This is a genomic window from Quisquiliibacterium transsilvanicum, assembly GCF_014202215.1.
Classification (GTDB): Bacteria; Pseudomonadota; Gammaproteobacteria; order Burkholderiales; family Burkholderiaceae_E; genus Quisquiliibacterium; species Quisquiliibacterium transsilvanicum.
Genome location: NZ_JACHGB010000001.1, coordinates 89,359 through 111,638, shown reverse-complemented (window position 1 = coordinate 111,638; position 22,280 = coordinate 89,359). Strand labels below are relative to the sequence as shown.

Sequence of the window (22,280 nt, the reverse complement as noted above, 5' to 3'; positions counted from 1 at the left end):
CCACGCACAACAGCACAGGCCACAGGCGCGCGCAGGCCCTCCGGAAAATCACGAAGGGCGGACTCACTGCGCGGGGTCGTCGATCTTGACGAGGAAGTGCGTGCCCCGCACGCCGATCGTGCCGGTGGGCGTCCGGACGGTCTGGGCCTCCGGGCGCATCCTGGCGATCATGCCGGAGATGAAGTTGAGGGTGCCGCGAGTCATGCTCGCGCCGAGCTTCAGCTCCCCGCGATCCGGCTCGAACAGATACTCGTCGACAGTGAGCTCCGTCCGGGGCCCGAAGGACATCACCGTGTTGTCCCTGAGCGTGACGCCGAGCGTCGCATCGGGCCCGGTCTTCATCAGGGCGCCGACACGCACGGACGCGCCCACGACCGCAGGAACCGACGCACCGGGCGGACCGATCCAGGCTTCGCCGGAAACCGTCTTGACATGGCCGATCACGGCCCCTGGCTCGACCGCGCGCGCGGAAGAAGTTCCAGCCGAAAACACCAGCACCAGTCCGCTTGCCGCGAGCGCGCGACGCAATCGGGGGCTAGACCAAGATCCGTTCATCGGGTGGCCGCTCATCTTGTTGTTTGTTTGGCGTAGTCTAACTTCAAAGTCCAGCGGCGAAGGCCCTGGAGCAACCTGGGCAGGATCGGTACTCGAATGACGACGCGCACTGGACGAGACTACGGTCGTCGGCGAATGCAGCCGCTCGACCCGGCCCCCGAGCCTGACCCCCGCGTCTGCGAGCCCGACGCGGCGCCCTTCGCCCGGGACGACTCTCTGACGCCGCAGCAGCTGGCGGCCCGTCTCGTTGCGTGCTTCGGTGAGCTTGGCGATCGCCCCGACAGGATGTCGCGGACGTTCGCGGCTTCAGTGGCGACGCTCGACGTCGCTCCGGGAGACCCGCTTCGCGTCGGCGCGATGGTGATCGCCGCCGACATCGACCGCGGCATCGGCGCGGGCATCCCCGAGGGCTACCACAATCCCCGGCATTTCCTCGAGGTGCTGCTGTGTGCGCTCGATCTGTCCCGCAGGGCCCGACTGCCGGACGGCGCAACACTGAACGTGCTCGTGGCGGCGCTGATGCACGATTTCCATCACGATGGCTCGGCCGGCGGCAAGCAGCCCTTCTGGCATGAGCGACTGGCAGTCAGCAAGGCGCTGCCGTACCTGGAGGCCGCCGGCGCTGCGAGCGATGCGCTGCAGCGGATCGCCTGCCTGGTGCTCGCCACCGAGCCCGCCCTCGGGGCGCCCTTCGCACGCGCCTGCCATGCCTTCCATCGCGGCGAGGCCGCCTCGGCGCCGGACCGCCCTCCGTTGCCGGAGCTCGATCCGCTGAGGACAGATCCTGGCCTGGCCCTGGAGGCAGTCGTGCTGATCGAAGCGGACGTGCTGCCGTCGATCGGACTGACAGTCGAGTACGGGCATCGCGTGCAGTCCCTGCTCGCAGCGGAGCTCGGGCGAACGCTCGACGCCAGGGACAAGCTGCGCTTCATCGATGCGTTCGGAGAACTCACGATTGGCGCGTTCTTCGCGCCGAACCGGCAGGCCTTGCGCATCGACTGCCTGCGTCGGCTGCGGCGGAACCGCGTTCAGGCCGAGGACGGCTCCGGCCTGTCCAGCGTCGCCACCGCGCGCTGAAGCGCTCCGAACTCGCCCTCCGACAAGCCCGCGAGCACCTGCTTCGCGTGCGCGTAGCCCTGCTCGGCGATCTGCTCATGGCGATGCCACTGGAGCATTCCGATCCGGTGCAGCGGCGGATTGAAGTACAGGTCGGTCTGCCTGCGCGCCTGCCGCTGTCTCGACACGCTGTACAGGATCGTCACGTTCATCAGGTAGCTCGCCAGCGACGGCAGCCGGAAGCGTCGCCGGTTGCGGCCACGGAAACGGTCGCGGAACATGCTCCACGCGCTCGGCATTTCCTCGAGCTCGATCCGGCGCGGGTTGGCGTTGCTCAGGTCGATCCCGATCACCTTGCCCACGCCGCGCATGCGCGCCATCACATCGACGGGGAAGTTGTTGAAGGTGCCGCCGTCGCAGAACAGCTCGCCGTCGCGCAGGACCGGGGGCAGCGCTCCCGGGATCGCGACGCTTGCGAGCAGTGACTTCGTGATGTTTCCGTGGCGCAGCACATGCTCGCTGGCGCGCGAGTAATTGGTGGTGACGCAGAAGAAGTTGATCCAGAGATCTTCGATGTCGGCGTCGAAACCGAACAGGTCGTGCACGGCCGCAGTGATGACGCGGCGCAGCCGGCCGCCCTTGATCAGTGACAGCAGCGGAAGCACGTTGTAGTCGCCGGTCGGATTGCTGCGGAAGCTGCGGCGCACGCTTTGCGCCACGACCTCGAGCGGGTGACCCGATGCGACGTACGTGCCCATCACCGCGCCCATGCTCGTGCCGCCCACGTAGTCGACTTCGACGCCCTGCTCCTGCAGGGCGCGATAGACGCCGAGGTGCGCGAAGCCGCGCGCCCCGCCGCCGGCCAGGACGAGCCCGACCGCGGTACGGCTCTGGATCCGGGCCAGCCTCCCCATGTCGCGATCGAGCGACGGACGGATGTGCAGATGGTCGGCGACGGGTCTGCGTGCGAGCCATGCGGCCGTATTGCGCGGCGACCGCGTCTGCGCGGGGTGCAGCAGCACGAGGACCTCCGCGGCCTCGGTCTTCGGCGGACGCTCCATCAGCAGGCGCTCTTCGGTCGGATGGAGCCGGGGCTCGGCGCCCGCATCGGCAAGCAGCAGAAGCTCGTCCGCATGCCGGGTGCAGCGGCGGGTCCAGTCGGTGGGCGCGTCGTCGCCAACCAGCAGGACGAAGTCGTTGTCCGCCTCGATCTTGTCGAGGAGCAGCGCGACCTGCTGCTGGAACTCCGGTTCGCCCAGTTGCCGGACATCGGCCCCGATGCGCTGCAGCTCGTGTTCGATGCTTCCCGAATCGAGGACCCGCACCCGGCCGTGGGCGCCCATCCGGGCCCCCAGCCGCTGCGCGAAGTCCATCGTCTCGACTCCATCGGTGACCGGGATCAGGCCAATGGTGACCGGACGGTTCGCCGCAGGGGCCGAGCCGTCGGTGCGCAGCCGCCGGATGATCTGCCGCGTGAGGGCAACCGAAACCTGCCCGCTGCTGAGGAGCAGGCGATCGAATTCTTCCTTGCCGAGCCGCGCCAGCACCGAATCGCGGATCGCCACAACCGTTGCCGAACGCGGCTCCCCGGTGTACAGGCTCATCTCGCCGACGATCTCGCCGCGCGGAACCTCGCGCAACATGCGCTGTGCGCCGTCCTCGTCGGTGACGTAGGTGCGCAGCCGGCCGCTGACCAGCAGGTAGAGCGCGTCTCCGGGATCGCCCTGCTGCAGCAGGGTCTCGCCGCCACGGATGTCCACCCAGGTGAGATGCTCCCGGAACCGGTCGACCGCTTCGGGTGCGACGTCCGCGAAGAACGCCTGCAGATGGTGGCGCAACAGCGTGTCCTGGTAACTCGGTCGTGCTCCACCATCCATCGTGTCCACCCCTCCGGAAGACGCACTCGAAGACCCCAAGGTGCTCGTCGAGTCTAGCAGAGGCACTGAAAGCGAAGAGGCCCCGATCCGTTTCCGGATCGGGGCCTCTTCAATTCTGGCGTCCCGTAGGGGATTCGAACCCCTGTACCGACCGTGAAAGGGTCGTGTCCTAGGCCTCTAGACGAACGGGACTGCGTTCTTACGGTGTTCCGCTGGTGGAGGTAAGCGGGATCGAACCGCTGACCTCTTGCATGCCATGCAAGCGCTCTCCCAGCTGAGCTATACCCCCAAGCAAGAGCGAAATTATGCCACAACTCCGCCGAGGCATGCGAGCAGGGACCACCCACACCCCACGCCGGGAGCGCCCTCACCAAAAAATCGGGAGGCCTTGCCCCTGGTCGATCGCAGCGCGACGCCCCACGAGCAAACGCCCGGTCCGTTTCCGGACCGGGCGTTGCACACTGCTGGCGTCCCGTAGGGGATTCGAACCCCTGTACCGACCGTGAAAGGGTCGTGTCCTAGGCCTCTAGACGAACGGGACTTCAATCGTTGGTGGAGGTAAGCGGGATCGAACCGCTGACCTCTTGCATGCCATGCAAGCGCTCTCCCAGCTGAGCTATACCCCCCGAACAAGCCCGCTACTATAGCGATGAGTTTTCTCGTTGTAAAGTCGAGCTTTCGACGAATTCACAGGAACCCGACACCATGACCGCCAAGATCATCGATGGGAACGCGCTCGCCCGGCAGATCCGCTCGGAGGTCGCGGTGCGCGCGGCGAAGCTCGTCACCGCGGGCTGCACGCCCGGGCTCGCGGTGATCCTGGTCGGCGAAGACCCGGCCTCGACCGTCTATGTGCGCCACAAGGTCAAGGACTGCGAGGAATCCGGCATCCGCTCCATCCTGGACCGCCTCCCGGCGGACACCACCGAGGAGGCGCTGCTGGCCCGGGTGCGCGAGCTCAACGCCGACCCCTCGGTGCACGGCGTGCTGGTGCAGCTGCCGCTGCCCAAGCACATGGACAGCCACCGCGTGATCGAGGCCATTGCTCCGGAGAAGGACGTCGACGGCTTCCACGTCAGCAACGCCGGCGCACTCATGACCGGCACGCCGCGCTTCCGTCCCTGCACGCCCTACGGCGTGATGCGCATGCTGGATCACGCGGGCGTGAAGCTCGACGGTGTCGAGGCCGTGGTGGTGGGCCGCAGCAACATCGTGGGCAAGCCGCAGGCGATGATGCTCCTTGAAAGAAACGCAACCGTCACGATCTGTCACAGCAGGACCCGCGACCTGGCCGAGCACTGCCGGCGCGCCGACGTGCTGATCGCCGCGGTGGGTCGTGCACGGATGATCACCGGCGACATGGTCAAGCCCGGCGCGGTGGTGATCGACGTGGGCATGAACCGCATCCCGGACGGCCCCGACGCCGGCAAGCTCTGCGGCGACGTCGACTTCGACAGCGTCAGCAAGGTCGCGTCGGCGATCACCCCGGTGCCCGGCGGCGTGGGCCCGATGACGCGGGCGATGCTGCTGGTCAACACCATCGAGGCGGCAGAGCGCGCGGCGGGCCGCGGCTGAGCCCACGGCACCGGCGGGCGGGCGCTGCCCGCCCTGAAAGACCGCCCTGCTCCGCCCGACCGAAGCTCACGACCGAAGCTCACGACCGAACCTCACGAACGACCCCCACCGAGCCCACATGACCTCCACCGCGCTGATCCCCAATCCCCTCCTCGACTTCTCCGGCCTGCCGCGCTTCGCGGACTTCAGCCCGGCGCTGGTCGCGTCCGCCATCGAGGAACTGCTGCTGCAGGCGCGCGAAGCTGTCGAGGCGGCCGCGCGCGCCGACACCCCGGCAAGCTGGGAGTCGTTCGTCGCGCCGCTGGAGGACGCCACCGAGCGACTGTCGCGCGCCTGGGGCATGGTCGGCCACCTCAACGGCGTCGCCGACACGCCCGAGCTGCGCGCCGCCTACAACGAGAGCCTGCCCAGAATCACCCAGTTCTGGACCGAGCTGGGGCAGAACCGCGCGCTCTACGAGAAGTACCGCGCGCTGCAGGACTCGCCCGCGTTCGCGGCGCTGTCGCCGGCGCGCCGACGCATCGTCGAGCTCGCGCTGCAGTCCTTCCGGCTCGGCGGGGTGGAACTGGAGTCGCCGCAGCGCGAGCGCTTCATGGCGCTCTCGGAGCGCCAGGCGGCGCTGGCGCAGAAATTCTCCGAAAACGTGCTCGACGCCACTGACGCGTGGGAGCTGCTGATCGAGGACGAAGCCCGCCTGGACGGCCTGCCCGAGGATGTGCGCCACGCTGCGCGCGAGGGCGCCGAGGCCGCGGGCAAGCCGGGCTGGCGCTTCACGCTGCACATGCCCTCCTACCTGCCGGTGATGCAGTACGCCACCGACCGCACGCTGCGCGAGACCCTTTACCGGGCCTACGTCACCCGCGCCTCGGCTGACGCCGCCGCGCCCGCTGACCCCGATCGCGTCAAGGCGCTCGACAACTCCGCGGTGATCGACGAAATCCTCGCGCTGCGCGCCGAGGAGGCCCGCCTGCTGGGCTACGCCAACTTCGCAGAGGTCTCGCTGGTGCCCAAGATGGCCGGCTCGCCCGGCGAGGTCGCCGCTTTCCTTCGCGACCTGGCCGCACGCGCGCGACCCTTCGCGCAGCGCGACCTCGACGAGCTGCGCGCCTTCGCCCGCGACGAGCTCGGCCTCGCCGACCTGCAGTCCTGGGATGTCGCCTTCGCCAGCGAGCGCCTCAAGGAGAAGCGCTACGCGTTCTCGGAGCAGGAGGTGAAGCGCTACTTCCAGCTGCCCCGGGTGCTCGCGGGCCTGTTCGGCCTGATCGAGCGGCTGTTCGACGTGCGCATCCTGGAGGACTCCACGCAGACCTGGCATCCGGACGTGCGCTTCCACCGGATCGAGCGGCGCGCGCCGGAGGCCGACGGCCGGCATGCGCTGGTCGGCCACTTCTACCTCGACCTCTATGCGCGCCCCGGCAAGCGCCCGGGCGCCTGGATGGACGACGCGCGCGGGCGCCGGCGCCTGCCCACCGCACTGCAGACCCCGGCCGCCTACCTCACCTGCAACTTCCAGCCGCCGGTGGGCGGCAAGCCTGCCACGCTCGCCCATGACGACGTGATCACGCTGTTCCACGAATTCGGCCACGGCCTGCACCACATGCTGACCCTCGTCGACGACCTGTCGGTGTCGGGAATCTCCGGCGTCGAATGGGACGCGGTCGAGCTGCCCAGCCAGTTCATGGAGAACTTCTGCTGGGAGTGGGAGAACGTGCAGGCGATGAGCGCGCACGCCGATACCGGGGAGCCGCTGCCGCGCGCCCTGTTCGACCGGATGCTCGCCGCGCGCAACTACCAGAGCGGCCTGCAGACGCTGCGCCAGATCGAGTTCTCGCTCTTCGACATGCGGCTGCACGCCGAGTGGCGCGAGGGACTTGGGGTGCAGGATCTGCTCGACGAGGTTCGCGCCGAGGTGGCGCTGCTGGTGCCGCCGGCCTTCAACCGCTTCCAGAACAGCTTCTCGCACATCTTCGCGGGCGGCTATGCGGCGGGTTACTACAGCTACAAATGGGCCGAGGTGCTGTCGGCGGACGCCTACGCCGCCTTCGAGGAGGCCGCGCAGGCGCCCGACGCGCCAGTGCGCCTCGCCGAGACCGGCCGGCGCTTCCTGGACGAAATCCTGGCCGTCGGCGGCAGCCGGCCGGCGATCGAGTCGTTCCGCGCCTTCCGCGGTCGCGACCCGCAGATCGACGCGCTACTCAGGCACAGCGGGATGGTGGAAACCGCGACCGCCTGAGCCGCCGGTCCCTGCGGCCGGCCCCCTGCCGCCGCCCGGACCCGCGGACGCACTCGAGCAGAACGACGCGAAGCGGCCTCGCCGAGCCCGCGGCTCAGCTCGGGATGCCCAGCAGATCGAGGATGCCGCTGATGAAGGTGAGCGGGTGGGCCGGGCAGCCCGGAACGTAGAGCGTGGGCGCGAAGCGATCGAGGAAGCTGCGCTCGAGCGCACCGCCCTCCTCGAAGGGGCTGCCGGAGATCGCGCAGGCCCCGACCGCAATCACCAGCTTGGGTTCCGGCATGCCGTCCCAGCAGAGCTGCAGCGCCTGCGCCATGTTGCGCGTGAGCGGCCCGGTAAGCACCAGCCCGTCGGCGTGCCGCGGCGAAGCGACCATGTCGATGCCGTAGCGGCCGATGTCGAAGTTGACGTTGCCCAGCGCGTTGATCTCGAGCTCGCACGCGTTGCAGCCGCCGGCAGACACCGAGCGCAGCTTCAGCGAGCGGCCAAAGCGCTGGCGTAGCGCGGCGGACACCTTCACCGGGTCGACCGAGGGGCGCGCCGAGCTCACCACCAGCGCCTGCCGGTCGGTGGCGGCAATCCTGAAGTCGTTCGTGAACGAGAGCTTTTCCGCCTGACACACCGGCGCGCAGTCCCCGCACATCACGCAGCGCCCCAGGTCGATGCGCACAGGATCGAGCGCGATCGCCCGCGTGGGGCAGGCGGACACGCAGGCGCTGCAGCCGCTGTCGCAGGCCCGGTCGGCAATCACCGGCCGGGCGCGGAAGCCGACCGGATCGGCCTTGCGCGGATCGGGGATGAACTGCGAACCCTGCGAGGCCCGCACCTTGATCGAGTTCAGCATTGGCTGCCCTGGTTCGGTGAGCTACAGATCGTTGCCGCAGTACGAGAGATCGAAGCTCTTGTTGCAGATCGGAAAGTCGGATATCTCGTTCTCGCGCACGGCCATCGCCAGGCCGAGCCAGTTCTGCAGCGACGGGTCCTGCAGCTTGTAGTGGAGCAGGCGCCCGTCGGCGCCCGTCTCCAGCGCCTGCACCACCGGCCCGCGGAAGCCTTCGCGCAGCGTGACGCACAGGGTGCCCGGGTACAGTGGCCCCAGGTTCGCCTGTGCCATGCCGGAGAGGTCGATTCCTGCCGCGCCAAGCACCTGCTGCAGCCAGCACAGCGAAGCATCGATCTCGCGCATGCGCAGACACATCCGCGCCCAGCAGTCGCCACTGCCCTCGGTGAGCGTCTCGATGGGATGCTCGCTGTACAGCCGCCCGGGCAGATCCTGCCGGGCGTCGACCGGCAGACCGCTTGCGCGCGCGGCCAGGCCCACCAGGCCGAGCTGCGCCGCCGTCGCCGCGGTCACCGTGCCGGTGCCATGGAGGCGCGACCCGACGCTGCGCGACGAGAGCATCAGCGTGTTGACTTCGGCGAAGTCCTTCGAGAACGCAACTAGCGTCGCCAGCAGATCGCTGCGCCGGGCCTGGTCGAGCGTATGGCGCACCCCGCCTGGCCGCAGCCAGCCGCGGCCGAATCGATTTCCGCACACCCGCTGCGTGGCGTTGATGATGGCGGTGCGCAGGCGGCCGTAGGTGGCGCCGCCCTGCAGGAAGGCGATGTCGGTGGCCATGCCGCCGAGCGCCACCAGGTGCATCGCGATGCGCTCGAGCTCCAGCGCAACGCCGCGCACCAGTTCGGCCTCGGGGCGGACCTGCACGCCGGCCAGCGCCTCGACGGCGGCGCAGTATCCCCAGGCGTAGGCGATGCTGGTGTCGCCGGCGACCGTCTCGATGGTGGTCGACAGCGCCAGCGGCGGACGGCGCAGCAGCATCGCCTCGACGCCGCGATGCTGGTAGCCCAGCTGGATCTCGAGGTGCGCCACCCGCTCGCCGTGGCACATGAAGCGGAAGTGCCCGGGCTCGATGACGCCCGCATGGATCGGACCGACGCCAACCTCGTGGACATCGCGGCCGCGCATCGTGAAGAACGGGTGCTCGCCCATCCGCTGCTGGCGCGCGCCCTCGTAGCGCACCGGCTTGAGCCAGGGGTGGCCCTCGGGCACCAGGCCCGTCTGCTCCCACAGCTCGCGCTCGAATGCCTGCGCCGAAGGATGGCGGGCGGTGATCGACGGATAGGCGGCGCCCCGCGCGCTGCGGCCCCGCAGCACGTACAAGCCGGAATCGGCCGCCTGCAGCACTGCGGTGACGATGAGCTCGCCCCAGGACGCGCCTCCGGACTCGCCCCTGGACACGTCGTCGGCCGCGCGGCCGAACAGCGTCACCAGCCGGTCGCCGGCAGCCAGCGCATCGCCGCAGGCCTGGGCCCAGTCGTCCAGGCGGACGGCGGCAAGTTCCTTCGTGAGCATCATCGAGGTCGGCTTCGACGGACCCATCACTGCCCTCCGATCGATTGGGAGACCTGCACCAGCAGCCTGGCGATCGGCTCGGGCGTGTAGACCCCGAGCAGCACCAGCACTGTGACGAAGCCGAGCTTCGGGAACGCGGTCAGCCAGCCCTCGCGCACCGGCGGGCGCTGCTGCTCCGGCTCGCCCCAGATCATCGGGAAAATCGCGCGCCCGGTGGCCACGAAGATCACGGTCAGCGCAGCGCACATCACGGTGAAGGCGATCAGGTTACCGACCTGCACGATGCCCGACAGGATCAGCATCTCGGCCATGAAGCTGCCGAAGGGCGGAAAGCCCAGCAGCGCGAAGGTGCCAACCGCGAACAGCGCGCCGGAGAAGGGCAGCACCCGGATCACCCCCGCCAGTGCGCGGCTCTCGTTGCTGCCGTAGACGGCGCGCAGCCGGCCCGCAGTGAGGAACAGCAGCGCCTTCACGAACGCGGCGCTCACCACGTAGAGCAGCACGCCGTAGGCGGCCGCCCTGCCCACCGAGAGCCCGATGGCGATCACCCCCGAGGAGCTCACGCAGGCATAGGCGATCAGCCGCTTGTAGTTGCGCGCGGCCATCACCTGGATCGCGGCGATCACCAGCGACAGGCAGCCCATCACCAGCAGCTCGTAGAGCACGAAGCCGGTGTCCTGGCCGCGGAACACCTGCAGCACGCGCAGCACCGCCACCACGCTGATGTTGAACTGAACCGCGGCCAGCAGCGCGCTGGTGCTGGTGGGCGCAGCCTCGTAAGTCTCGGGCAGCCAGCTGTACAGCGGCGCGAGGCCCAGCTTGCTGCCCAGGCCGAACAGCATCAGGGCCAGCCCCATGCGCTGCCAGCCGTCGCCCGACCGCGGCAGCGACGCGGCCATCGTGTCGAAGCCGAACTGCAGCACGGCGCCCTGCAGCTGCGCGGAGTGCGCCAGGCACAGGATGCCCAGGAAGGTCAGCGCGAGCGAGACGCTCGAGTACAGCAGGTAGTGCCAGGCCACCCGGCGTGCGCGAGCGCCCTGCCCCTGCGCAACCAGCGGCGCCGCGCACAGGGTGGTGATCTCGATGAACGCCCACAGCAGCAGCAGGTGGTTGGCCATCACCCCCAGGTTCATCGCCACCATGAAGGCGAGCGTGAGCGCAGTGCGCGACGGCATCTTTGGCGCCAGCGACGGCGAACGCCGCGCCAGCGACGACATGTAGACGCTGATCCCCAGGAAGACCGTGTTGATGACCAGCAGGAAGAGCATGGAGGTCGCGTCGAGCACCAGGAGGCGCTGCGCGAAGTGGAGCGGCATCCGCTCCAGCGGCGTGCCGAGAAACGCCAGGACGGTGGCGGCGAAGCCTGCCAGTGCAATGCCCACCAGCAGGGGGCCGGCCCAGCGCACGCGCGCGCCCGGTTCCTCGGCCGTCGTCGGGTGCTCGGTCGCCGTCGGTTTAGCGGTCGTCGTCGCGCTCACGATGCGCCTCCGCCTTCAGCGGCCTGGCGGGCGGCCTCGGCCCGCGGCCCGGCCTGCGCGATCAGCCAGGCGCCGACGGCCACCGTCAGCAGGTAGACCGCGCTCAGCGCGAGGTGCACCGGCGTCGGCCAGGGCTCGGGCAGGGTCGTCTCGAACAGCGCGATGGCGTTCTCGATGAACAGAACGGCGACCAGCTGCGCCGGCGGCCGATCGCTGGTGGCGAGCAGCAGCAGCGCCACCGTCACCGTGGCCGCCACCGCCCCGAGCACCAGCGCATGCGGGTCGCCGCCGGTCACGCCGAACTGGAAGGCCAGCGCGATCAGCCCGATGGCGATCGCCCAGACGAAGAGGTTGCCCGGCATGAGCTCGACGTTCTGGCCGCCGTGCTCACGGATCGCCCGCCGCAGCAGCAGCGGCGCGACCAGCCCCCGCACCAGCAGCAGCTCGGCGAGCGCTGCGAACGCGTGGAGGTCCGGCTCGCCATGCCGCGCCATCGAGGCCCAGGCCAGCGCCGCGGCCTGCAGCAGCAGCCAGGCTGGCGCCGAGCGCAGCCTGGCGAAGAACACGGGCAGCGCCGCCGCCGCCACGAACGCCAGCAGCGCAAGCGTCATGCCGCCCCCGAAATCCAGCCGGCGGCGCCCAGGCCCAGCGCAGCCAGCGCTGAGGCCAGCATCAGGTAGCGCGGGACATGACGCATGCGCAGCCGGGCCACCAGCGACTCGACGCAGCCCACCGCCACCGCCACCACGGCCATCAGCCCAATCGACGCGGCGATCGCAGCCAGCGGCTGGGCATGCGCGTCGAAGGGATTGAGCAGGGCCGCGACCAGGCCGGCATAGAGGTTCATCTTCACTGCCGCGGCGTACTGCATCGCGGCCAGCTCCGGCCCGCTGTGATCCAGCACCATGACCTCGTGGATCATGGTCAGCTCCAGGTGAGTGAGAGGATCGTCGACCGGCACGCGCGCGGCCTCGGCCTGCAGCAGCACGAACAGCACCAGCACGGCAGGCACGACCAGCCACGCAAACGCGGCGGTGTTCTGCCATTGGCCGATGGCCGCTGCAAGGCTGGTCTGGCCGGTGGCCAGCGCAGCCGTGCCCACCAGCAGGAACAGCGCGGGCTCGATGAAGGCGGTGAACGAGGCCTCGCGCGCCGCGCCCATGCCCTCGAAGGAGCTGCCGACGTCCATTGCGGACAGCATCATGAAGATGCGGGCCAGGCCCAGCGTGTAGGCGAGCAGGATGAAATCGTGGCCGAACTGCAACGGCGCGAAGGCGCCGAACACCGGCGCGATCAGCGCGGCCAGCAGCGAGGCCACCAGCACCACCCACGCTCCTGCGAGAAAGAGCGGAGTCGCCACGCTGCTGGTCACGGGCTGCTTGCGCAGCAGTCGAAGCAGGTCCCAGAGCGACTGCGCCAGCTTCGGCCCGCGGCGTCCGGCCCACCAGGACTTGGTGCGGTTGACGATGCCCACCATCAGGATCGGCATCGCCAGGACGACGGCGACATGGGCGAGGCTCAGCATCACCAGGGGTGCGCTCATTGAAGCCACCCGCCCGAGAGCGCAACGAGCCCGGCGATCACCACGATGGCCAGCAGCGCCCCCGCGAAGGCCAGGCGCGGGTCGTCCTCCCTGAGGTTCCGGGAGATCTCTGCCGCGGAGTCGTCGCTGCGCTTGATCGCCGAAAACAGCCGGCGCTCGACCGCATCGACGCAGTCGGCCACCAGGTAGGCATCCGTCGGGAACGGCCCCTGCGGGGCGCGCTGGCGGCGCAGCAGCACCATCAGCCAGCGGAAGTGCCGGCTGAAGTCCCATGAGAAGCTCGAGCCGGTGTATTGCATGCGCGCGTTGGGGGCTGTGTAGCCGCAGCCCCAGGTGACATGGCGGAGGACGTGCTGCCGGCCGAAGCGCGCGCGCAGCCACCAGACCGCCGCGATCGCCACTGCCAGCACGGCCGAGATCGCGCCGATGCGCGAGAGCGTCGCCGAGAGTTCCCGAAGGGGCGCGAGGAGATCCCCGCCCGACGACGGGAGCGCCGCGAGCGCCAGCCCCGCCGCACTCTGAACCAGCGCCAGCCCGAGGACCGGCGCCACCCCCAGCACGACCACGCCAGCGGCGTGCAGCAGCGTCGGCGCCAGCATCCAGGCGCTGGCCTCCCGCGGACGCTCGATCGACGCGTCGCGCGGCGAGCCCAGGAACACCACACCGAAGGCCCGCGTGATGCTCAGCGCCGACACCGCTCCGACGAAGGCCAGCCCCGCGGCCGTGCCGGCAAGCGCCACCTTGGCCCACGGCGCAATCGGCTGGCCGGTGAACAGCCCCGAATAGATCAGGAACTCGCTGGCAAAGCCGTTCAGCGGCGGCAGCGCCGAGATCGCCAGTCCGCCGAGCAGGAAGGCGATCGCGGTCAGCGGCATCAGCCGCGCGAGTCCGCCAAGGCGCTCCACGTCGACCGTGTGGGTCGACTGGTAGACGGCGCCCGCGGCATAGAACAGCTGGCACTTGAAGAAGGCGTGGTTGAGCACGTGCAGCAGGCCGCCAGCGAAGCCCACCGCGGTCAGCGCCGGATCGCCCCAGGCGAGCCCGAGGCAGCCCACCCCGAAGCCCAGGCCGGCGATGCCGACGTTCTCGGTGGAGGAGTAGCCGAGCAGCCGCTTCAGGTCGCGCTGGCCCACCGTATAGAGCGCGCCGATTACCGCCGACAGCAGCGAGAAGCCGATCAGGAACCAGCCCATCCATTCGTCGGGACGGCCGATCAGCAGGATGAAGCGGACCAGCGCGTACAGGCCGGCCTTGTGGATCACTCCCGACATCAGCGCCGACACGTGCGCGGGCGCGGCGGCGTGCGCCCGCGGCAGCCAGGAGTGGAAGGGGAAGAACGCCGACTTCAGCCCGAAGCTGGCCAGCAGCAGCAGGAAGACGAGATTGCGCTCGGTCCCCGGGTTCTCCTGCAGCCAGCGGCCGAAGCTGCCCAGGTCCCAGCTCGCCGAATGGGCGTAGAGGATCATGAAGGCAGCGACCAGGAAGATCAGGCCGATGTGCGTGGAGACCAGGTAGTTGAAGCCCGCGAAGCGGACCTTCTGGTTCGGGTAGTCCCAGATCACCAGCAGCCAGGCCGCCAGTGCGGCGATCTCCCAGCCCAGCAGGAACACCAGCGCGTGATCCGCGGTGTAGACCAGGATGAAGGACAGCGCCGTCATGTTGAGCAGCGCGTAGTGCACCCCGACATGGCGCTCGGTGTCGAAGTGGCGGCGGAGGTAGCCCACGGCATACACGCTGCCGAGCAGCGTCATCGGCAGCGACCAGGCGAGGAAGAAGGCGCCGAGCGCATCCAGCCTGATCCTCAGCGTGCCCACCGGGTGCGCCCAGGCGAGCGTCCCCTCGAGCGGAGTGCCGCCGAGCGCCACGGGCAGCGCGACGAGCAGCACCAGCACCGTCGCCACCGCCTGCGACACGAGCCCGACCGCCGCGCGCAGCCGGTTGCCTGCCGGCAGCAGGCAGGCCGCGGCACCGACCAGCAGCACCCCCTGCGCGGAGAGAAGAGAGTTCACGCGCAACCGGGCACGACGACCCGCAGATGTATGACTGGTATTATCATGTCATGTGTGTCTTGTGCTCATCACATGATACTCCGAAACAGATTGGACTCGCATGGAGTCGGCAATGGAACGCAAGACCGCACGGCTGACGGTGCTGGTGGACCCGGCGAAGAAGAAGGCCTTCGAGACCTTGTGCGCGCGCCAGGACGTGACGCCTTCGCAGGTGGTGCGCAGGCTGATCCGCGACTACCTGGCGCAGCATGGGGTGAGTTTCGTGCCGAGCGGCGCGGACGGCGACGGGGACGACGAAGACACGACTGCCGGGCAGCGCTGACTACGATCCCGGTGGGGGCGCTCGCGATCTCGATGGACGCCGCCGCCGGCTTTCCTCTTCTGCATCGGCTCCCCTGCGCGCGAAGGAGACCCTTCTCGCGCCGCCGCTCGGTGTAGGCTTCCCCCGCGTGCAGCCCGCCCTACCCGTTCAGTAGGCGCAGGCCCCCAGCAATGAGGCGGCCGCCGGGCGCCCTTTGCCACTAGAAGGAAGACTTCCCCGATGCAAATCGCCACCTGGAATGTGAACTCCCTGAAAGTCCGCCTGCCGCAGCTGCTCGACTGGCTGTCGCGGGATCCGGTCGACGTGGTGTGTCTGCAGGAAACCAAACTGGTCGACGCGAAGTTCCCGATCGACGCGCTGGCGCAGGCCGGTTACGCGGCCGCCTATTCAGGCCAGCCCACCTACAACGGCGTCGCCATCCTCACCCGGCGCGAGACGGTGGGCGAGCCTTCGGACGTTGCGATCGGCAACCCGCTGCTCGAAGACCCCCAGCAGCGGCTGATCTCGGCCACGGTGGCCGGCGTGCGCGTGATCAGCGCCTACTTCCCTAACGGCCAGTCGGTCGACTCCGACAAGTACGTCTACAAGCTGGGCTGGATCGACCGCCTGCTCGAATGGCTGCAGCCGCAGCTCGCCGACGGCGCGCCGCTGGCCCTGCTGGGCGACTTCAACATCGCCCCGGAGGACCGCGACGTGCATGACCCGGCCGCGTGGGCCGGTCAGGTGCTGGTTTCGGAGCCGGAGCGCGAGCGCTTCCGCGCTCTGGAGGCGCTGGGCCTCGTCGACGCCTTCAGGCTCTTCGAGCAGCCGGAGAAGTTCTACACCTGGTGGGACTACCGGCAGATGGCCTTCCGCCGCAACATGGGCCTGCGCATCGACCACATCCTGGTGACCGGCGCACTGCGCGGGCGCGTGCGCGAGTGCCGGATCGAGCGCGAGATGCGCAAGCGCGAGCAACCCTCGGACCACGCGCCGGTGGTGGTGCGGATCGACTGATTCCTGAACTCCGCGCTCGCCCGTCCCGCCCGCGAATCGCGCATCATGCACGCGGCAATCCAACTACAAGTAGGAGGACGAGGATGACGAGACGCAACTTTCTGGCCTTCGCAGCGGCGGGCGCCGGCACGCTGCTGGCCGCGCGGCACGGCCTGGCGCAGGCCCCTGCCTTTCCGTCGAAGACGGTGCGCTTCATCGTTGCGCTGGGACCGGGCAGCGGCGCCGACACGGGCACGCGCTTCGTCGCCGAGCGCTTCGGCAAGATCACCGGCCAGTCCGCCATCGTCGAGAACCGTCCGGGCGGCGACGGCGTGATCGCGATGCAGAGCCTGCTAGGCGCCCCCGCCGACGGGCACACCCTGATGTACCTGACGCCCTCCCCGATGGTGCTGACGCCGCTGCTGAATCCGGCCACGCCCTACGATCCGCTGCGCGACGTGCGCCCGATCGCCTACATCGCGCGCAGCCAGGCGGTGATGGTCACCGGCGCGAACTCGCGATTCCGTTCCTTCGCGGAGGTGATCGCCGAAGCCAAAGACAAGCCGGGGACCGTGCGGATGTCCAACTACGGGCATCACTACAGGATCGGGGGGCTGCAGCTGCAGCAGGTCACCGGCGCGAAGTTCATCCACGTGCCCTACAAAGGCGCAGCCCAGGCGAACAACGACGTGATCGCCGGCGACATCGACGTAGCGATCACCGACACCGGCGGCGCCATGCCCCTGATCGAGGCCGGACGCCTGCGCCCGCTCGCCCAGACCGGCCCCAACCGGCACGCATTCCTGCCGAACGTTCCGACCATCCAGGAACTGGGCGTGCCCTACGAACTGATCGTCTGGACCGGCTTCGGCGTGAGCGCCAAAACGCCCGAGCCACTGGCACAGAAGCTCGAGGAGCTGCTGATCGAGATCCTGAAAAGCCCGGAGTACAAGGCCTACAACGAGAAGCAGGGCGGCGCCGACATCATCGCGGGCAGCGGCGCGCAGCTGAAGGCGCTGATCGTCGCGGAAACCCAGCGGTACCGCGAACTCGCCAGGACCACGCCGCTGGCCGACAAGTAAGCTTCGCGCCGGGCCCGATCGATGCGCGCGGGCCCGGACCGCAGCGCCTACTCGTCCTCCTCCAGCCGCAGCTCCTGGATCTTGCGGGTGATGGTGTTGCGGCCGATGCCCAGTCGCACCGCGGCATCGATCCTGCGGCCGCGCGTGTGGCGCAGCGCGGCACGGATCACCACGCTCTCGAACTCGCGCACCAGCGCGTCCATCAGCCCCTCTTCGTCGTCGTCGGCGACCATGCCTCCGTTCTCGCCGTCGCCGCCCGGGCGGACGTTGCGGGGCTGCGCAGCGAGTCGCGCAGCCACCTCGCGCTCCAGCAGCCGCGACCAGGCGGCCGGCGGGAGCGCTTCGGCGGCGGCGAGCTCGCCGCCGTTCGGGGAGAACGCGCCAACGTCCGGACCAGCGGCAAAGACTGTCTGAGCGCCCGCCAGAGAGCCGGCTGCGAACCCCGCCGCGTACCCTGCCGCGGTGCCAGCCTGGCCCCCAGCGGGAGCGCCCGCCGCCTCCGCACGCGAGGCCCCGGCCCCGCCCTCGTCGGGGCGCGCGCCGGCCGCGCCCGCCACTGCGCCGCCCGGCGACGGCTCCGCGGCAGGCGCAGCCACATGCAGCCCGGCATAGGGCGCAGCGTCGCGGATCTCCGGCGGCAGGTCCTTGAACCCCACGGCCTGCGCCGGCGCCATCACCGTCAGCCAGTGGCACACGTTCTCCAGCTGGCGCACGTTGCCCGGCCAGGGGAAGCCCGCCATCCCGGTCAGCGCGCCCTCGGTGAGGCGCTTGGGCTCCACGCCCAGCTCGCGCGCCGAGCGCTGCAGGAAATGCCGCGCCAGCAGGCCGATGTCCTCGGTGCGCTCGCGCAGCGGCGGCAGCCGCAGCCGGATCACATTGAGCCGGTGGAAGAGGTCCTCGCGGAACAGGCCTTTGCGCACCCGCTCCTCGAGATCCTGGTGGGTGGCGGCAATCACCCGCACGTTGGCCTTCAGGGGCTGGTGCCCGCCAACCCGGTAGAACTGTCCGTCCGCCAGCACCCGCAGCAGCCGGGTCTGCAGGTCGGGCGGCATGTCGCCGATCTCATCGAGGAACAGCGTGCCGCCCTCGGCCTGCTCGAAGCGGCCGCGGCGCAGCTGCTGTGCGCCGGTGAACGACCCGCGCTCGTGGCCGAACAGCTCGGACTCCAGCAGGTCGCGCGGAATTGCGGCGGTGTTCAGCGCGACGAAAGCCTGCGCCGCCCTCGGGCTATGATCGTGCAGCGCGCGCGCCACCAGCTCCTTGCCGGTGCCGGACTCTCCGGTGATCAGCACCGTGACGCTGGAATGCGAGAGCCGCCCGATCGCCCGGAACACCTCCTGCATCGCGGGGGCCTTGCCCAGGATCTCCAGGCTGGCATCGGCCTCCTCCTCGGCAGCCGCCTCCGGCCCGCTCTCCTGCATTGCCCGGCGGATCAGCTCCACCGCCTTGACCAGGTCGAAGGGCTTGGGCAGGTAGTCGAAGGCGCCGCCCTGGAAGGCGGAAACCGCGCTCTCGAGGTCCGAGTAGGCGGTCATGATGATCACCGGCAGCTTCGGCCGCCGCTCATGAACTTTCTGCAGCAGCTCGATGCCGCTGCCGCCCGGCATCCTGATGTCGGAGACGAGCACCCTCGGCGCGTCCCCCTGTTCGAGCGCCCGCAGGCACTCCTGCGCGTCGCCGAAGGCGCGCACGTCGAAACCTTCCCGCGTGAGTGCGCGCTCCAGCACCCAGCGGATCGACTGGTCGTCGTCAACGATCCATACGGAATTCATGGTCCCTGCTCTGCGTGGCTGCCGCCCCCGCCGCGCAAGTCCGGCTACGACAGGGGAAGCAGGATCCGGAAATCGGTGCGGCCCGGACGGCTCTCGCATTCGATGAGCCCCCCGTGCTGCTGCACGAAGCTCTGTGCGAGCGACAAGCCAAGGCCGCTCCCGCCCTCGCGCCCCGACACCAGCGGATGGAAGATCCGGTCACGGATCGCCTCCGGGATGCCAGGGCCATTGTCGATCACATGCAATTCCAGTGCCAGGCGGTGCCGCTGCTTCGCAAGCGTCACCTGGCGGGCCACCCGCGTCTTGAGCACGATGCGGCCCTGGCCCCTCAGCGCCTGGGCCGCGTTGCGCACCAGGTTGAGCACCACCTGGATCAGCTGTGCCTTGTCGCCGCGCAGCTCCGGCATGCTCGCATCGTAGTCGCGCTCGATGCGCAGCCCCATCGGATGCTCGGCCAGCACCACCGAACGCACCCGCTCGCAGACCTCGTGGATGTTGACGTCCGCGACCGCGCGCGGATGCCGGTGCGGCTCCAGCAGCCGATCCACCAGCGCCTGCAGCCGGTCGGCCTCCTTGATGATCACCTGCGTGTACTCGCGCAGCCCCGGCGAATCGAGCTCGGTCTCGAGCAGCTGCGCCGCGCCGCGGATGCCGCCCAGCGGATTCTTGATCTCGTGCGCAAGGTTGCGCACCAGCTCGCGATTGGCCTGTGCGGAGTCGATGATGTGCGACTCGCGGTCGTGACGCAGGCGCTGGTCCAGCTCGCGGAACTCGAGCAGCAGCGCATCATCGGGCGACTCGAGCACGGTGGCGATGATGTCCAGGGTGAGCGGCTCGTGCCCCGCACGCTCCAGCAGCATTTCCTGGCGCTTGAGGCCGAAGGCGTTCGCCCTGGCGTCCTCGACCAGCGCGTCGACCGCGGCGCCATTGACGAACAGACGCGCGAAGAAGGCCCCGACCGCCACCTTGGCCGAGAGTTCGAAGAGCTGCTCGGCCGCCAGGTTCAGCCAGCGCACCCGGCCGTCCGTGGACAGCACCACCACCGCGCTGGCGAGCAGCTCGAGGCCGCGCAGGCGCACCGGAGGCGCGCCGGAATCAGTTGCGGAGGGCGCCGAGTTCGCGCTTGAGCGAGCCAATGTTGGCCTCCGAGCGGCCGATGTCGTCCTTGAGCCGCTGCACGCGGTCCAGGTACTTCTGGTAGTTGCGCTCGCTGCCAAGGCGCTCCGGCTCGCCGTCCTTGTACTCGTCGCGCAGCCCGGCGAGCTTCTCCTCCTCCTTGCGCAACTCCTCCTGGAGGATGCCGCGGCGGTCGGTGTCGCGCGCCTTCTGCGTGGCGCCATCCACTCGGGGAAACTCCGACGGACTGCTGGCACGCGCTGCGGGCGCAGCGGGCGCCCCGGATGGCTGGACGGCACCGGCAGGCTGTGCCGCGCGCGGCAGCTTCGGCGCAGGGATGCTCATGATCGGGCTCAGCTGCATCTCGGTGCAGCGCCGGTTGGCCTGCGACGGGGCGTTGCTGTACTCGACCACGCCATCCGGCCCCACGCACTTGTAGATCTGGGCCTGCGCCGGTCCGGCCTGGAGCGCAAGCGCGGCCAGCACGGAGGAGAGACCGGAACGCAGCGCGATCCGCAACGCTTTGCCTGTTGCCATGCCCTGATAGTGATCGGGTTGAAGTGCGGCCGACTATACCGGTTTCCGTCCGCGCCCCGCCCCGCGGACCGCCCGATGGAGCATGGGCGCCGATGGACCGGGCCGGGAGCCGCACGGACGGGCCAGACGACGGCCGGACGGACCAGACCACGAACGAAGCGCCATGCGCACGCGCGGCACGACGCACGACGCGCGATGCACAAGGGCCGGTCGCCCGGCCCCTGTGCCCCTGAAGGTCGGCGGTGCACGTGGCACCGCCGGCCGCTCAGATCGAGTAGTACATGTCGAACTCGATCGGGTGCGTGGTCATGCGGAAACGCTGCACCTCCTCCATCTTCAGTCCGATGTAGGCGTCGATCATCTCGTCGCTGAACACGCCGCCGCGGGTGAGGAACTCGCGGTCGCGGTCCAGGTACTCGAGCGCCTGGTCGAGCGACGCGCAGACGGTCGGGATCTTCGCATCCTCTTCCGGCGGCAGGTCGTACAGGTTCTTGTCCGCGGCCTCGCCCGGGTGGATCTTGTTCTGCACGCCGTCCAGGCCGGCCATCAGCATCGCCGAGAACAGCAGGTAGGGGTTGGCGGTCGGGTCCGGGAAGCGGCACTCGATGCGGCGGCCCTTCGGGTTGCTCACATGCGGGATGCGGATCGACGCCGAACGGTTGCGCGCCGAGTAGGCGAGCTTGACCGGCGCCTCGAAGCCCGGCACCAGGCGCTTGTACGAATTGGTGCCCGGGTTGGAGATGGCGTTGAGCGCGCGCGCATGCTTGATGATGCCGCCGATGTAGTACAGGGCGAAATCGGACAGGCCGGCATACTTCTCGCCCGCGAACAGGTTGGTGCCGTCCTTCCAGACCGACTGGTGCACGTGCATGCCCGAGCCGTTGTCGCCGACGATCGGCTTCGGCATGAAGGTCGCGGTCTTGCCGTAGCTGTGCGCGACGTTCAGCACCACGTACTTGAGCACCTGCGTCCAGTCGGCGCGCTGCACCAGCGTGGAGAACCTGGTGCCGATCTCGTTCTGGCCGGCGCCCGCCACCTCGTGATGATGCACCTCGACCGGGATGCCCATCTGCTCGAGCAGCAGGCACATCTCGGAGCGCATGTCCTGGAAGGAATCGACCGGCGGGACCGGGAAGTAGCCCCCCTTCACCGACGGACGATGGGCGAGGTTGCCGCCCTCGAACTCCTTGCCCGTGCTCCAGGAAGCCTCTTCGGAGTTGATCTTCACGGAGCAGCCGGACATGTCGATGTTCCAGGTCACCGAGTCGAAGATGAAGAACTCGGGCTCCGGACCGAAGAAGGCGGTGTCGCCGATCCCGGTGGACTTCAGGTAGGCCTCGGCCCGCTTGGCGATCGAGCGGGGATCGCGGTTGTAGCCCTTGCCGTCGCTGGGCTCGACCACGTCGCAGGTCAGGATCAGCGTGGGCTCCTCGCGGAACGGATCCATGTTCGCGGTGGACGGATCCGGCATCAGCAGCATGTCGGAGGCCTCGATGCCCTTCCAGCCGGCGATCGACGAGCCATCGAACGCATGTCCGGACTCGAACTTGTCCTCTTCGAAGTGGCTCACCGGCACGGTGACGTGGTGCTCCTTGCCGCGCGTATCCGTGAAGCGGAAGTCCACAAACTTCACTTCGTTGTCCGAGACCATCTTCATCACGTCTTTGGCGGTCGCCATTCGGGAATCTCCTGAGTACGTCGTGGCTGTGTGATTGAGTGCCAGCCCCGGAAGCACCGGATTGTGTGCGTATTTCCGGGGGCTGGCAAACTGCGCAGAACAGGTAAGCATTTTCCGTG

18 protein-coding genes and 4 tRNA genes are annotated in these 22,280 nt (G+C 69.4%); 6 read left to right on the top strand and 16 right to left on the bottom strand.

What is annotated here, in order from left to right; all coding sequences use genetic code 11:
- Nucleotides 1–63 precede the first annotated feature (63 nt).
- Nucleotides 64–570 carry a FecR family protein gene (locus HNQ70_RS00485; RefSeq protein WP_246434510.1) on the bottom strand — a complete coding sequence of 169 codons (507 nt, stop codon included), beginning with the start codon at nucleotides 568–570 and terminating at the stop codon, nucleotides 64–66.
- 81 nt (nucleotides 571–651) lie between these two features.
- Between HNQ70_RS00485 and HNQ70_RS00480 the strand changes: the two genes are divergently transcribed.
- Nucleotides 652–1,632, top strand: coding sequence for an HD domain-containing protein (locus HNQ70_RS00480; RefSeq protein ID WP_183963241.1), 981 nt, complete (start codon nucleotides 652–654; stop codon nucleotides 1,630–1,632).
- On the opposite strand, the gene HNQ70_RS00475 is transcribed toward HNQ70_RS00480, so the two are convergent.
- From HNQ70_RS00475 to HNQ70_RS00455, 5 genes are all read right to left on the bottom strand, one after another.
- Complete coding sequence (locus HNQ70_RS00475) at nucleotides 1,584–3,449, bottom strand: patatin-like phospholipase family protein (RefSeq protein WP_246434508.1); 1,866 nt, start codon at nucleotides 3,447–3,449, stop codon at nucleotides 1,584–1,586. The genes HNQ70_RS00480 and HNQ70_RS00475 overlap by 49 nt on opposite strands.
- A gap of 155 nt (nucleotides 3,450–3,604) precedes the next feature.
- Nucleotides 3,605–3,680: transfer RNA gene (locus HNQ70_RS00470), tRNA-Glu, on the bottom strand.
- A 21-nt stretch (nucleotides 3,681–3,701) separates the two neighbouring features.
- Nucleotides 3,702–3,777 (bottom strand) — tRNA-Ala (locus HNQ70_RS00465).
- A 176-nt stretch (nucleotides 3,778–3,953) separates the two neighbouring features.
- Nucleotides 3,954–4,029 (bottom strand) — tRNA-Glu (locus HNQ70_RS00460).
- Nucleotides 4,030–4,038: 9 nt separating this feature from the next.
- Nucleotides 4,039–4,114, bottom strand: a tRNA-Ala gene (locus HNQ70_RS00455).
- Nucleotides 4,115–4,193: 79 nt separating this feature from the next.
- Between HNQ70_RS00455 and folD the strand changes: the two genes are divergently transcribed.
- Nucleotides 4,194–5,063, top strand: a complete 870-nt coding sequence (folD, locus tag HNQ70_RS00450) for a bifunctional methylenetetrahydrofolate dehydrogenase/methenyltetrahydrofolate cyclohydrolase FolD (protein ID WP_183963237.1) — start codon at nucleotides 4,194–4,196, stop codon at nucleotides 5,061–5,063.
- A gap of 118 nt (nucleotides 5,064–5,181) precedes the next feature.
- Nucleotides 5,182–7,296 carry a M3 family metallopeptidase gene (locus HNQ70_RS00445; RefSeq protein WP_183963235.1) on the top strand — a complete coding sequence of 705 codons (2,115 nt, stop codon included), beginning with the start codon at nucleotides 5,182–5,184 and terminating at the stop codon, nucleotides 7,294–7,296.
- A gap of 94 nt (nucleotides 7,297–7,390) precedes the next feature.
- Here HNQ70_RS00445 and HNQ70_RS00440 read toward each other — a convergent pair whose 3' ends face one another.
- From HNQ70_RS00440 to HNQ70_RS00415, 6 genes are read right to left on the bottom strand one after another with little or no spacing between them, the layout of a single operon-like run.
- On the bottom strand, nucleotides 7,391–8,140 hold the full coding sequence (locus HNQ70_RS00440; protein WP_183963233.1) for an NADH-quinone oxidoreductase subunit B family protein: 750 nt from the start codon (nucleotides 8,138–8,140) through the stop codon (nucleotides 7,391–7,393).
- 21 nt (nucleotides 8,141–8,161) lie between these two features.
- The gene (locus HNQ70_RS00435; RefSeq protein WP_183963231.1) at nucleotides 8,162–9,676 is read right to left on the bottom strand and encodes a hydrogenase large subunit; all 1,515 of its coding nucleotides are present in this window, start codon (nucleotides 9,674–9,676) and stop codon (nucleotides 8,162–8,164) included.
- Entirely contained in the window at nucleotides 9,676–11,127 is a 1,452-nt protein-coding gene (locus HNQ70_RS00430) for a proton-conducting transporter transmembrane domain-containing protein (RefSeq protein ID WP_183963229.1), read from the bottom strand. The genes HNQ70_RS00435 and HNQ70_RS00430 overlap by 1 nt, the downstream gene beginning before the upstream one ends.
- Entirely contained in the window at nucleotides 11,124–11,738 is a 615-nt protein-coding gene (locus HNQ70_RS00425) for a hypothetical protein (protein ID WP_183963227.1), read from the bottom strand. The genes HNQ70_RS00430 and HNQ70_RS00425 overlap by 4 nt, the downstream gene beginning before the upstream one ends.
- The gene (locus HNQ70_RS00420) at nucleotides 11,735–12,670 is read right to left on the bottom strand and encodes a respiratory chain complex I subunit 1 family protein (RefSeq protein ID WP_221302582.1); all 936 of its coding nucleotides are present in this window, start codon (nucleotides 12,668–12,670) and stop codon (nucleotides 11,735–11,737) included. The genes HNQ70_RS00425 and HNQ70_RS00420 overlap by 4 nt, the downstream gene beginning before the upstream one ends.
- Nucleotides 12,667–14,679, bottom strand: a complete 2,013-nt coding sequence (locus HNQ70_RS00415) for a proton-conducting transporter transmembrane domain-containing protein (protein WP_183963225.1) — start codon at nucleotides 14,677–14,679, stop codon at nucleotides 12,667–12,669. Before HNQ70_RS00415 ends, HNQ70_RS00420 begins: the two co-directional genes overlap by 4 nt.
- Before the next feature lie 112 nt (nucleotides 14,680–14,791).
- Between HNQ70_RS00415 and HNQ70_RS00410 the strand changes: the two genes are divergently transcribed.
- The 3 genes from HNQ70_RS00410 to HNQ70_RS00400 all read left to right on the top strand — a co-directional run bounded on the left by HNQ70_RS00410 (nucleotide 14,792) and on the right by HNQ70_RS00400 (nucleotide 17,058).
- On the top strand, nucleotides 14,792–15,001 hold the full coding sequence (locus HNQ70_RS00410) for a ribbon-helix-helix protein, CopG family (protein ID WP_183963223.1): 210 nt from the start codon (nucleotides 14,792–14,794) through the stop codon (nucleotides 14,999–15,001).
- Nucleotides 15,002–15,220: 219 nt separating this feature from the next.
- Complete coding sequence (xth, locus tag HNQ70_RS00405) at nucleotides 15,221–15,997, top strand: exodeoxyribonuclease III (RefSeq protein ID WP_183963221.1); 777 nt, start codon at nucleotides 15,221–15,223, stop codon at nucleotides 15,995–15,997.
- Between the two features lie 83 nt (nucleotides 15,998–16,080).
- A complete protein-coding gene (locus tag HNQ70_RS00400; protein WP_183963219.1) occupies nucleotides 16,081–17,058 on the top strand; it encodes a Bug family tripartite tricarboxylate transporter substrate binding protein in 978 nt (325 codons plus the stop codon).
- 47 nt (nucleotides 17,059–17,105) lie between these two features.
- Here HNQ70_RS00400 and ntrC read toward each other — a convergent pair whose 3' ends face one another.
- The 4 genes from ntrC to glnA form a co-directional block, all read right to left on the bottom strand.
- A complete protein-coding gene (gene ntrC, locus HNQ70_RS00395) occupies nucleotides 17,106–18,830 on the bottom strand; it encodes a nitrogen regulation protein NR(I) (RefSeq protein ID WP_183963217.1) in 1,725 nt (574 codons plus the stop codon).
- A 44-nt stretch (nucleotides 18,831–18,874) separates the two neighbouring features.
- A complete protein-coding gene (glnL, locus tag HNQ70_RS00390; protein ID WP_343060569.1) occupies nucleotides 18,875–19,909 on the bottom strand; it encodes a nitrogen regulation protein NR(II) in 1,035 nt (344 codons plus the stop codon).
- 16 nt (nucleotides 19,910–19,925) lie between these two features.
- Complete coding sequence (locus HNQ70_RS00385) at nucleotides 19,926–20,483, bottom strand: DUF4124 domain-containing protein (RefSeq protein WP_183963213.1); 558 nt, start codon at nucleotides 20,481–20,483, stop codon at nucleotides 19,926–19,928.
- A 265-nt stretch (nucleotides 20,484–20,748) separates the two neighbouring features.
- Nucleotides 20,749–22,161, bottom strand: a complete 1,413-nt coding sequence (glnA, locus tag HNQ70_RS00380; RefSeq protein ID WP_183963211.1) for a type I glutamate--ammonia ligase — start codon at nucleotides 22,159–22,161, stop codon at nucleotides 20,749–20,751.
- Nucleotides 22,162–22,280: the final 119 nt, after the last annotated feature.

Coding starts and splice junctions, on each gene's coding strand:
- HNQ70_RS00445 (WP_183963235.1), top strand. CDS start 5,182: ATGACCTCCACCGCGCTGATCCCCAATCCCCTCCTCGACTTCTCCGGC.
- HNQ70_RS00400 (WP_183963219.1), top strand. CDS start 16,081: ATGACGAGACGCAACTTTCTGGCCTTCGCAGCGGCGGGCGCCGGCACG.
- HNQ70_RS00435 (WP_183963231.1), bottom strand. CDS start 9,676: ATGGGTCCGTCGAAGCCGACCTCGATGATGCTCACGAAGGAACTTGCC.
- HNQ70_RS00385 (WP_183963213.1), bottom strand. CDS start 20,483: ATGGCAACAGGCAAAGCGTTGCGGATCGCGCTGCGTTCCGGTCTCTCC.
- HNQ70_RS00420 (WP_221302582.1), bottom strand. CDS start 12,670: ATGAGCGCACCCCTGGTGATGCTGAGCCTCGCCCATGTCGCCGTCGTC.
- glnA (WP_183963211.1), bottom strand. CDS start 22,161: ATGGCGACCGCCAAAGACGTGATGAAGATGGTCTCGGACAACGAAGTG.
- HNQ70_RS00480 (WP_183963241.1), top strand. CDS start 652: ATGACGACGCGCACTGGACGAGACTACGGTCGTCGGCGAATGCAGCCG.
- folD (WP_183963237.1), top strand. CDS start 4,194: ATGACCGCCAAGATCATCGATGGGAACGCGCTCGCCCGGCAGATCCGC.
- HNQ70_RS00425 (WP_183963227.1), bottom strand. CDS start 11,738: ATGACGCTTGCGCTGCTGGCGTTCGTGGCGGCGGCGGCGCTGCCCGTG.
- xth (WP_183963221.1), top strand. CDS start 15,221: ATGCAAATCGCCACCTGGAATGTGAACTCCCTGAAAGTCCGCCTGCCG.
- ntrC (WP_183963217.1), bottom strand. CDS start 18,830: ATGAATTCCGTATGGATCGTTGACGACGACCAGTCGATCCGCTGGGTG.
- HNQ70_RS00440 (WP_183963233.1), bottom strand. CDS start 8,140: ATGCTGAACTCGATCAAGGTGCGGGCCTCGCAGGGTTCGCAGTTCATC.
- HNQ70_RS00485 (WP_246434510.1), bottom strand. CDS start 570: ATGAGCGGCCACCCGATGAACGGATCTTGGTCTAGCCCCCGATTGCGT.
- HNQ70_RS00410 (WP_183963223.1), top strand. CDS start 14,792: ATGGAACGCAAGACCGCACGGCTGACGGTGCTGGTGGACCCGGCGAAG.